Consider the following 11,987-nt stretch of genomic DNA (forward strand, 5'->3'; position numbering starts at 1 on the left):
GTATCTTCGTCAGTGCTTACAGCATCATCATTGGCAACCGGAGCAGGATTGGAAACAGTCCATGTGAAGGTTTGATCGACAGTGCTGGTGCCATCACTGACCGTGATCGTCACACTATGCGCACCGCCCACACCGTCCTGGCTTGCGGATGGATCAATGGTGCCGCTGATAATGCCCGTATTTGGATCAATCGTCAGACCCTTAGGCAGCCCCGTGGCGCTATAGGTAAGCGTATCGCCATCAACATCCTTGAAGAAACCGCTCACATCAAGCGAAGTGATGGCGTCAGCGTCATTGTTCGCCTGATCGACAATCGTGCCAACAGTCTCCGGCAGGTCATCAACGGGCGTAATTTCTATATCAAGAGTGCTTGTCGTCGAACCGCCGTCGTTACCGTCACTGACAGTGTAGGTAACGGTTGGAACCTTACCGTTCCAGTTGGCAACAGGTTCAAAAGAATATGAGCCATCAGCCTTGATCACAAGCACGCCAATGTCAGGAATGCTAACTTTTTCGCCAGGAAGATAGGTCGAACCGTTGATCTCGAAACGGGTAATTGAGATCGCATCACCATCTGGATCACTATCATTGCCAAGCAGATTACCGGTTACGGGCGTATCTTCGGGGGCAATAACGGATTCTGGCTCAGTAACCGGAGGCTGATTGTTCACCGTAACAGTGACAGTCGTTGTCTCTTCGGTGCCGCCGCTTGAAACCGTGTAAGTGTAGGTGTCAGTTCCCACGAAACCAGGTTTCGGTGTATAAGTTATCGTTCCATCTGGATTAACGACGACGGATCCATGTGCGCCAGGAGTTACGGCACTAATGCGGGCGTCTGGATCCTTGAATGTATCATTAGAAAGTACAGCGGTGGTTACCGGCTCACCCGCATGGGTGACAGCCTCATCGGGAGCAATGTCAACTACCGGCGTCACCGTGATTGGAACGGTAACAATCGTTTTCCCACCTCGACCGTCGGATACGACGACATCGAAGCTGTCGGGACCGTTATAGTCGGCATGAGGTGTGTAGGTATAGGTTCCGTCCGGATTAACCGTGACGGTACCGTGCTTAGGGCCTTCGCCACTAAGTTCAAAAGTCAGAGTGTCTCCATCAGCGTCTTTTGCGGTGATCACGCCCTTGAAAACGTTGTCCTCTGCAGTCTCAACTGGGTCAGCAGAAACAACAGGCGCCCTGTTGGACGGGCCATCATCACTACCGCCGCCAGAGCCAAGAGCAATCGCAGCCCCGCCTGCAGCCAGGCCGATACCTGCCAGAAGTGCCATCGGCAAAGGTGCGGCCGTGGTGGTTGAATTGATCTCAGCTATATCAAATCCCGACCAGGTCTCGCCATACTGCGCCCACCATGTAACGTCGTTTCCGTCTTCGAAAACCAGATCATTGCGAGCGTCACCGTTTGTGACAAAGAAATTCTCGATGACTACGACCGAACCGTCTTCAAGAATAAGGAGCAGGTTGTTTCCATCGCGCTCAAAGCGCGCGACTTCCTCGGGCCCGATTTGCAGCTGAACAACACTTGGCGTCTCAAGCCGGATGCGGTTTCCATCAAAGTTTCGCGACGCTCCACTCTCGGCCTTAGGAAACACGACTGCTTTCATTTTGGACGCCTATCTAGCTCTACAATACCAAACTAAACCTCCCGTGATCGGGAAGTTCAATGATTGTTGTGTCCGTGAAATCCGCCCATGAACTCGGACAACGCACAACGAGTTCGCCACCGCAACAGTTGTCAACCTGTTGAGATGCACACGCGTCTTGTACGTTGTCTGCGATCAAATATTAGGTCCCGCCGCAACACAATCAGAGCACCTTATGGTTGCGTCGCCAAGCTGTGTCAACTAATATTCTCTAATAAATAGATATTTGATCAATGCCCATTATTCAACAACTTAGCCCGCCTGAAGGACCTATCTGCCAAGCGATCATTTGAAACTTATCTTCAACGAAGCCGCGCGCGATTAAAAAAATCAAGACTATATAAGATTTAGAAAAGCACCGGATATCCATGTGGTTAGCGCAATATCCCATCAAAAAGCTCTCGTTTAAAAAGCAACCCTCACACGAATGACAATATTACTCTAGATTGAAATTTTACGCAGCCAGATAGGCTTCAATTCATGCACCAATACAGCGCCACCCCTTTAGCAAATTGAAAGCACTATCTGCCTGAAATAATTATTCAGAGTGAATCTTTTTCTGGTTAGTTCACGTTAATACTCTAAAAATAAAATATCTTTTTTATAAAGCAACTTTGTCTTACCAATCGAATAACTATAAAAGTATTATTTGCGATATATATTATCCGACCCATCGACCTATTCACAACCTTTCCGGGAATGCATCTTTGCTTGATGGGCTATTCTGACATTTACGGCCTTCCTAAAGTCGAGCTCCTGAAATAGCATTCCACAATATGCCGCTGTCAGTCCGCTATACCAAGCGGTGCGAGCAGACTGACAGCGGCTTTTGTCACAAAGACCTGTATCTGAGAGTATTTGACGCAGGCCTGCGGTAAACTGTTTTACCACTTCACGCGGAAGCCCACATTCCCCTTGATCGAATAACTGTCACCAAAGTCATTGAGGCTGGTATTGACGACCCCTTCTCCGAAGATCGAATACTTGTCATCATTCCAGTTGTAGGATCCACCGATGCCAAGTCCACCCCACACGCGATCCTGACGGCTAGCAAGGCTCAGATCGTTAACATTGACTTTGCTGCCTTCAAGGAACTCATAGTAAAGGTCAGCGATGCCATAAATATGGCTACGGTTCTTCATCCCATTGCCGTTTTGCCACGAGGTCTCATGATCGAGCGTCAGACCAAGGCGACCCTGCAAGCTGTCTCCGCGATCAAGACTGACCGATGCGCCATAAATATCGATGAAATCGTCGAACTTGACGCTAGAATAGACAAGTTGCGCCTGCGGCGTGACTGCCCACTCAGGATTAATCTCGATCCGCTTACCACCCTCCAACGAAAGGGCGTAACCGAAGCCGCTATTGCCATCTACGAATGTCTTATCATTGTAGTCTGATACGAGATCACTTTTGTACCATGTGGCTTGGCCCTGAGCGTCAATGTAAAAGCCATTCTCGCCATACCAGGTCAGCGTGCCACCCAAACCGTACCCATCTGTAGCAATATTGCCATCGCCCCAGCCAGTGGCGTCATTGGACGAGATCTTGGTTTTGCCATGTACATATTGGGCAAACACGCCGCCGATAAGCTTACCGCTCTCGGCTTCGCTTAGCAAACCATCAATACCGGCCTGCAATTTGACAGAATTTTGCCTGAAATCGCCGCCTGTTGTGGAAGAGTCAGATCCAAAGCGATTGTGTGCACCTTCAATACGACCCCACACACCATTGCCTTCTATCGCCACACCTGCTTCCTGTGGCGTTGCATACGGTGTGCCAACGGGATCCGCACCCTGTTCAATTACCTTGTTGCCGTTACCTGCCCAGAAACGGTTACCAACGCGCTGCTGCAGCGTCGATATCCCGTTCAACCCGAGGAGCGCTTGCGGGTAGGCTTCGTAAGTTTCAGCAGCTGGCGTCAGAACAAATTCGCCGCCACCAGTATTACCGCCACCCGTATTGCCACCGCCAGTATTCGGATCCGTACCGCCAGTGCCGGTATCTTCAACCTTCTTTACAGAGCGCAAATACCAATCTGACTTATCAATACCGGATGCATTTCCTTTATAAAGCCCATAGGCATAAGCACCAGCAACGATAACTTGCTGGTTTGAGTACACTTCATTGCCAACGAGACTGAAAACACCGTTCGATGTGCCGCCGACCGAGATTACCTCGATGCCGTCCGTCGTAAGCGCACCACTACCCCCGGCATTCGCCACATAGACTGATGTCATACCCGATGTATCGCCTTTAACGACAAGCTTATCCGTAGTCGAGCTGTCGTCACCAAGCGCGGTGTCGATCGAAAGACGACCGTTATCGCCACTATAATTGCCGGCAATCGTTACAACATCACCAGCCAGATTGTCCTGTGTTGTGATCAATCCTGAATTGTTCACGCCGCCAGAGATAGTGTAAACACCTGTACCACTGCCTGTTGCAACAAAGGACGAGCTCGCATCGACCGTCAGATTGGCGGCAAGCGCCAGCGCAGCCCCGCCATCTAGCGTCGAAGAGTTCGTCAGATAAACGCCCGTCGCAGCGTCTCCCGCCGCTCCGACTGCAAGGCTGCCATTGGTCAGTTCAAGCCTGCTGTTATCAAGCGTGAATATTTCCCAGTTCTGGATTTTAGACCCATCATAGGAGCTATCCGCATCATGAAGTGTCAGCTGATCATCACCTGTACCACCGTCGAGTGATGTAATTCCCGAGAAACCGCCATAGAGATCAACTGTGTCTGTGCCAGCATTCAAGCTGATCGAACCGTTAACGACGCCACCGTTTGCAACAACCACATGACTGTCTCCCCCGTTATTAACAATGGCAAGGCCAGAATCCGCACTGACAGTTGCATTGCTTCCGACAGTGATATTGCTCAGCACTCCTGCATTGGTCTGTGTCGAGATGGCAGCTCCCGCACCAGACTGAATCTGGCCGGTCACGGAGACGTTGACGTCATTGTTTGAGGAATCTGGGTCTGCGGGATCATTAGCGCTCGAGTTACTAACCACATATATACCGTAATCGGCGCCTTTTGCGTTATTGACATCAACGTTGATCTGCTTGACGTTTGCGTTATCGGCATAAAATTCAATAGCATCATCACCGGAAACGATCGAACCCTGCGCACTGATATTGACCGTGCCGTCACCACTATGAATGGCATTAATGCCGTCATCGCCCGACGTGATACTGTTTACAGCAATATCCAGGTTTTTTGTGGTTGAAGCCGTGTCTAACCAGACACCGATACCCGATACATCGATGTCGTGTGCGCCAACCTTTACGTCGCCTGAACCCCAGGTATTGAACCAAATGCCGTGACCGTTGGTGACCTTAATATCGTTCGCGTTGACAATGGTATCGCCAACGCCCGCATGATTGAAACGGATAGCACTTCCCAGCGATGTGACATCATTCACATCAATGACAAGATCGTTCGAATTCACCGTAGTCTCGATATTGATCCCTTCGCCCCCAGTGCTGACGATATTATGGGCATCAATACCAACATCTCCGGAACCATAGTAATCGATCCAGACACCTTGAGTGCCACTCTTGATATCATTCACATCAATATCAAGGCCCTCAGCCTTGGATGCGATAATTGCATAGATACCGTTGGTGCCAGACGAAATTAAACCAGACGAATTGATGTCGACCACACCGCTTCCGGAACTACGAATGTCAATACCGTTACCACCAGCAGTGACATCGACAACGTCAACTGCTAAGCCCGTCGTGCTTCCGCCATTATTGACATAAATTCCGGTGTTAATTTCACTATTTATTGCTCCAGTTGCAGCAATCGATGTCGAGCCTAACCCGTTGTTATTAGCCTCGATGCCATTGACCCTGCCGTTTACATCCGCCACATCAATCGTCAATTCAGTGGTGGCACCCCCGTTATAGACATAAATACCATTGTTCGCTTTGCCGGTCACATCGCTCGTTGAAGAAATCGATGTCGACCCCTTCCCATAATTGTAAGCTGCAATGCCATAGCGGCCGCCAGTCACATCCACCGTATCGATCGTCAAATCGCTTGTGGTGCTGCCGTTGTAAGCGTAAATGCCATCGGCGGATGTACCGGTGACGCTGCCGGTCGAGGCAATTTGTACCGCACCGGTTCCGTTCGCCTCGACGCGAATTCCGTCCGTTGCTCCAGTGACATTATTGGTCTCTAAGACGACGTTCCTGCTTCCTGCAGTAGCTTCAACGTTTATTCCTTGCGCAGTTTCACCTACAACATTGCCGCGCGCGCTAATCTCCAGGTCACGCCCACCGGTCCAAACCAATGCATCAATACCAATAGTACGACCACTAACGTTATTTACATCCATGGTCATGAGCGAGCCGTAGTGGACAGCTCGGATGCCAGAGGTAGTCTTTGAGGAGACCGTACCCGTTGAAGTGAGATTGAGAGTACCGTTGTTTGAACCACGATTGGTCAATAATACGCCATAGGAACCCGCTGATATATCTGCGACGGAAATATCAACATTGGTGTCTCCTGCGTAGACGAAGCCAAAGCCGTCCTCATAGACGAGACCTGTTGACCCCGCCTCGATGCTACCGGTTACGGCGATCGAGACGTTTCCGGCTCCTCGCTTGCCAACCGTGATACCCTGCGCAGCTGCATTTATACTATTTGCTTCAACTTTAATGTCACCCGTCATGCCAACATTACCATTAACGGATATACCTGAGCCCGAGAATGCGTTCTGCGTCACTATCGAACCCGAAGCAATAACGGTGGCGTCGCCAGCTCCAAAGACATTCGCTACAACGCCACTCTGTCCGCCAACAACGTCATTCACTCTGATTGTTGTGGAACCCGACGCCGAGTTTGCGCCGGTTACAAGGACCCCGAACCCATTATTGGCAGACGTCGCTGTAATTTTACCGGTCGAAGTAATCGTAGTATCTATATTTGCAAGGTTGTTAACGCTAACTCCTCCATAGCCGCTGACATCTAAAACGTTAATATCAACACTTGTGGTTCCTACACCAGCCGTCGCAACAATACCGTTAGATGTGCTGTTGCCAATTATCTGGCCGTTTGACTGAACAATCAATTTACCCGGATTGTTGTTGGTGATAGCCAGACCAACTGCTTGGCCAGAAATTGTTGCAGCGTTCGTGTCTATGAAGCTCGTGCCGCCATTGCCTTGGATCGTAAAAGCGTTTCCCGCCTGGGTCGCGTGGCCAAAGCCCGGTGACGTTGTCACAGATATATTGCTGCCGCTAATACTTCTAGTGGTATCACTGACCGAGGCCGGGCCTGAGCACACCGTGTTGCTCCCGGTGGTGACGCATCCCCCAGCAAACGCCGTTGTTGACGACAGAAATGCACCACCGAGTGAGAGAACCGTTGCAACAACTGTAGAAGTTAGGCTCGATCCCATTTCACAGGGCGCAATCCCGCCGGCAATTCCTTTGTACTTGCCGACACGCCCGCCACGTAACATAAAGGGCCGCCAGAAATGCCGTAAGCTTCCGACTTTGACGGAAGAATTAGTTTGAGAAGCTAACACGATTTTTGACTGCGATATCGGAGCGTATGCCATTAGTGTCCCACTTACCTAATCTGTAATCAATTCGGTAAAGTACACATAGCTTCCAATAACTGGGCTCTCCGTACCTCGCCACCCATTGCTTGATGTTGGCGGCGCAAAGTTCATTTAATGGAATCAGGCATGACAACATCTTTGGGTTGTGTATCCTGACCGCCTATCGATGATATAGAGCATACAATCCAAGTAACCGTTACATCCCGTTACGTAACCTCCTTCTTTCAGGGGTTGTTCGGAAGCCAAATACGTCTTGTACATATTAGTTAAAAATCTGATGATATTGTGAAATAACGTGAAATCACGATTATAAAACGTTTGCGAATTGCCTCGCCAAGTAACGAATTCCCCATTTACGGCCGATCACATTCGCTAATGATCAAATCTCCATGACGCCTTCGACGGCTCGACGGTAAACTTACGATAACAAGTGAGCCGCTCAGTTCAATCCGAGTACGTCACTTCAAATAGTTTTGAAAACGTCATCGCTTGCAACAAGCAATATGCAAAAACGCATCAAGCTCACGGGTGTTGGCCGAGCAGACATGAACTCGGCACCTCTCCGACATCACTTAATACAGAAACACTTTTGTTTCCTTATGAACTAGTAAGAGACCGACAAACTTACTTTAGGAAAATCAGGATTTTTTACAATTTCATTTACTGTCAGAGTCTGACAATCTTCATTCCCGATATCACGCTATTAAACAACAACTAAAGTCGCACGCACCCTCGAAATTCCGCGTTAGACCAGCATCGCTAGGATCAGTCTGTGCCGTCCAGATGGCTCCTAAAGGTTCATCTTATCAGCAAGAAGCAGAATGGACCGGCAAATCTATCGGATTGCGTCCTAAAAAATCAACGAACCCCGCGCTTTTGTTTTGAGAGCATATGAACAACGGGCACAGATTTCCAGCTGATGGGCGCGATTGAGCATGTTTATACAGCTAGACTGTTACACGCCGCGCTCTAAAAGTAGAAGCACTCGAACAAAATAAGAATAGCCCCTTCCTGAATCTTGATCGAGCTCGATGCAGTCTATCGCTGACCTGCAAGTCGGTTTCCAATGGCATACAATGCACAATCCGCCATGTTCTCGGGACGGCTCCTCCTACACAGTGTAATCGCCTGCTCGGCAGCAGCATTGTTCGTTCGCGCCCATATTGACCAACCCCATGCGCCCTTTCCATTCGTTGCAAAAGCTTTTTCATAGGTTTGTCTCTCTTGATACTCCCGAAAGGCTTGTCTCCCCGAGGACGACAATCCCTTTGGCATGGGCAGATCAGTTTTGCGCAGTCCGACGATCTCGGAAAATGGAAGTGCGTTCCGCTTCAAAAATTGCGCAATTCTTGGCCACCAGAAATCCTCGCTCGCTGAAACGATAAAGCTGTGGCCGTTCTGGTGAAATGCCGGAGCCTCGTAGAACTCCGCAATACCGCCGGCGCCACGATAGAGCCCAAACATTTCCTTTCCCAACTCTGGATTGAAAGATCTATCATTAGCGGCATAAACCCAAAGAGTGGGGAGACGAGCAGAGGTTCCATAATGTTTCATGAGAGAAAGCAATTCATCTCTCCCGCAAATTGATTCATCCAAGCCCCGAGCTCCCCTGCCTCCGTCAAAACTGATAACAGCTTGAACCCCCACGGGATTTTCCGCGCTCGCAGCAATGACGCCGAATCCACCAGCGGACAGTCCTATAAGAACCGCTTTGTCCTCAGACGCCCAGGGTTGTCGGCGTATTGCATTCAGTGCGGCAATGATATCAGCTCTTGCAATTTCCCCGGCGCGTTTGTGCCTGGGCTTTTCGCAACTATTCCCTTCATAGTCTGGCTGCCCAGTTGACCGACCAAACCCTTGTCTCAGAACACTCACAGCGGCATAGCCATGCCTCGCAAAAGCAATCGCAGGCGATGAGAAGCGGTTGGGGTTCAGGTTAATGCGGTCCGCTTGAACATTTCCATCCGCGCCATTTGTTAATAAAGCAATGGGCCAATTTCCCGGTTTTGCTGGTCGAGTGACAAATGCATCAAGTTTCGCACGTCTTCCGTCCTGCAAGATTACAAGCAAGGACAACGGCTCTCGGATTAATCCGTGAATTCTTTCGTTGTCTGACTGTGGTGGTGATGCAACTTTCTCCGCACGCGCCGCGAATGGGCCGCCCGAAAAAGCAATAAGTGTTCCAAGAAAAATATTCATGCAAACAATAATGTGCCAACGCATTGTCGCTCTATCTAACGCTATGATCTAAAGATTAATATCATAGACAAGAACTGAGCTGGCTGAAGAGCAATACCTTGCTCCCTAATATGAAATGGTTGTCCGGCTTTGGGCGTACATGTCCACTTAAGAGCTGGAAATCTCGGCGCCCGTTACGGCTCGTTTGCGACCAGTGATGGCCCGGAGTATATTTTCTCCGCACTTATCGGTCGGCTGTTCATTCGTGGCTGCAACAGTCAATATTTTGCGCCATTTACTCATACGCCCATCTTTATTCTGGGAACATAAACGTCAAAGTTGTGCGCAGTCCCCATTTCGGAGTTCCCACGGGGCCTTCCGCGTAGTAACGCCCACCCAGCTGGAAGCTCATCGCCTGATCCTTCACTTTGAAGACCTGAGTAGCACCCACATTGATTGGGACGGTCCACTGCTCTGCTTCCCAATCATATGTAGAGTCCACGCTCACAGACATCGATCGTCCGTGGCCGAAATTATAGGAAACGAATGGCTGTAATAAGCTCGCACTTACGTCTTTCCTGCCAGACGGACCTGCAACGGACCAAACATGATTGCCCAACGCGCCCAGTGTCCAGGCACTTTCCTGAACAAGCGCGACTGCTGTTGGACCAAGCCCAAATTTACCGCTCCCCAGATAGTCGTCGGTGGCTGTTGGAAGCAGAAACACTGGCCCAATGCCCCAGATCAAGCCACTTGGCCCCGCTTTTTTCGGAGACAGAAAGAAACTCGCATTTATATCGCCAAGTCCAGACACGCTGCCACCGGGCATGTAATCTCGATAGGCGATCGGGATGATCGTACGTGATATTACGTTCCAGTCGTCGTTCAGACTGAACGGAATTACCGGCTGAATATTAAGACCATACGCAAAACCATCTTCATGAGCACCGGCTCTAAAATCAAAGTTACTCTGCAAAGGCACGCTAATCAGGCTGGCAAGAGGATTAGCGAGCTGTTGAGAAAGGTTCTCCTCTGAAGACTGGGCCAAGGCGCCTAAGGGAGCAAATCCAAAAAACAAAACGACGGTGATCAATGTTGCCGAAAGCCACTTTTGCCCAACAAAGTGATCGTGGATGTCCTGCATTGCTTTCTCCTCAATCAACAATTGACTTCACACCATTGGTGACAACACGAAGCAAATTTTACCGCGCAACGCCTCAAAAAGGCGCAGTTGAATCTGTTACTCTTTCCCAGTGAAAGCAGTATCATCACAACTCATCTCAACTATATGATTATAAAGGCTAAATTATCCTTGCTGGTACATCATTATGGACCACATCACAATAATTTTCTCGGATTGTAGCTATAAGATCCAAGATTTCCGAAAGCGACAATTAGCGTCGTTGGCCAAAGGTTGCAGTCTGTCAACCGGACATCCTATCGACTACATCATGGCTGTTCAGGATGATCCACGATGAGGAAGGTAGGTATTCTGGTGTCTGATGGAACAGGATCTTTGGAAGTCGTCAATCCAACCCGACCGCTTCTGGTGAGGTGGATCATAGACGAAATTGGTGCGTCATTTGGCAATTCGATCTGATTGACAACTGTCATCGTCTTCAGATCCAATGATACCAGCAACATCGCTGCTTCCACTGCAGGATTGGAGGCTGTTTGCGACACCAGATACAATATCTTTTTCTCCACGTTCAAAACTGGCATCTCCAGCGGCTGGTCATATACTGGGGAGCTGGCAAGATATGCGTTACCATTTTTGATATCGAAGGCATGAATCGTTGATTGCGCCGTATAATCGGTGCTGCTGTCTGCAACGCAAACAACATATAAAATATCTTGATTGTTATCGACGACTGTCCCCGAAACATAGTCAACAGGCTTCCCGGCGATATCTGGCATAACTATCGACGAAACGGTTGCGTCATCTCGGTCATCGATACAAAAAACAGCCGACTTGCCATTTACACCCGGCACATGAAACCCGTTTGAAACGAATATCTTACGCAGTCTGCTTACACTAGGTCGTGAAGTAGCAAGAATGTCGAAATTACTTTTACTGAGGTCAATTTGCCTCTTATACTTTCTAGTCTTGGCGTCGATTATGACGAACCCTGCGAAAGTCCCCGCATCCGACATACCCCCTGCCCCGATACAGTAATAAACCTCATTGTTGTCAGCGTCATAGTTCACCCAAGGTACGTCATATACTTCTCCTGCCACCAAAGGTAATTCAGGCACGTCGATCGTCGAAGCTTGTTTGAATCCTTGACTAGCAAGTGCATCCACCTCGAGATTTGGCATGAGCTCCGTGCGGTAGGCTGAGAATCCCCAGCTTGTTTCCGGCTCCGTGCACAATGCCGTCAATCCTGGATCGACTTTCACACTCGACTTTAATCTATCGCCATTAAATCCAACAGCGACGATCCCCAGATATCCTTCTCCTAAAACGTAAACCGCATCTTGCATAACGCTATATGCCAAGATAGCAGGCCCATTACCGTATTTATCGACCGGTAAGTATATTGGCGCACTGATCTTACTCATCTACTTCCCC

5 protein-coding genes are annotated in these 11,987 nt (G+C 49.3%); all 5 read right to left on the reverse strand.

Annotation, left to right across the window (positions count from 1 at the left end):
* Nucleotides 1–1,619, reverse strand: a 1,619-nt coding sequence (locus QSJ70_RS23820) for an Ig-like domain-containing protein (RefSeq protein WP_285540236.1), incomplete at its 3' end; no start/stop codon positions are given.
* 923 nt (nt 1,620–2,542) lie between these two features.
* Nucleotides 2,543–7,135: an autotransporter outer membrane beta-barrel domain-containing protein gene (locus tag QSJ70_RS23825; RefSeq protein WP_285540238.1), complete on the reverse strand. Its 4,593-nt coding sequence runs from the start codon at nt 7,133–7,135 to the stop codon at nt 2,543–2,545.
* Between the two features lie 1,140 nt (nt 7,136–8,275).
* Nucleotides 8,276–9,460, reverse strand: a complete 1,185-nt coding sequence (locus QSJ70_RS23830) for a dienelactone hydrolase family protein (RefSeq protein ID WP_285540240.1) — start codon at nt 9,458–9,460, stop codon at nt 8,276–8,278.
* Nucleotides 9,461–9,728: 268 nt separating this feature from the next.
* Entirely contained in the window at nt 9,729–10,559 is an 831-nt protein-coding gene (locus QSJ70_RS23835; RefSeq protein ID WP_285540242.1) for a transporter, read from the reverse strand.
* A gap of 305 nt (nt 10,560–10,864) precedes the next feature.
* Entirely contained in the window at nt 10,865–11,977 is a 1,113-nt protein-coding gene (locus tag QSJ70_RS23840) for a hypothetical protein (protein WP_285540244.1), read from the reverse strand.
* Nucleotides 11,978–11,987 lie beyond the last annotated feature (10 nt).

Origin of the sequence: Brucella sp. NBRC 12950, from assembly GCF_030268145.1 — a bacterium.
In the GTDB taxonomy this organism is placed as follows: Bacteria; Pseudomonadota; Alphaproteobacteria; order Rhizobiales; family Rhizobiaceae; genus Brucella.

Coding starts and splice junctions, on each gene's coding strand:
- QSJ70_RS23825 (WP_285540238.1), bottom strand. CDS start 7,135: ATGTTACGTGGCGGGCGTGTCGGCAAGTACAAAGGAATTGCCGGCGGG.
- QSJ70_RS23830 (WP_285540240.1), bottom strand. CDS start 9,460: ATGCGTTGGCACATTATTGTTTGCATGAATATTTTTCTTGGAACACTT.
- QSJ70_RS23835 (WP_285540242.1), bottom strand. CDS start 10,559: ATGCAGGACATCCACGATCACTTTGTTGGGCAAAAGTGGCTTTCGGCA.
- QSJ70_RS23840 (WP_285540244.1), bottom strand. CDS start 11,977: ATGAGTAAGATCAGTGCGCCAATATACTTACCGGTCGATAAATACGGT.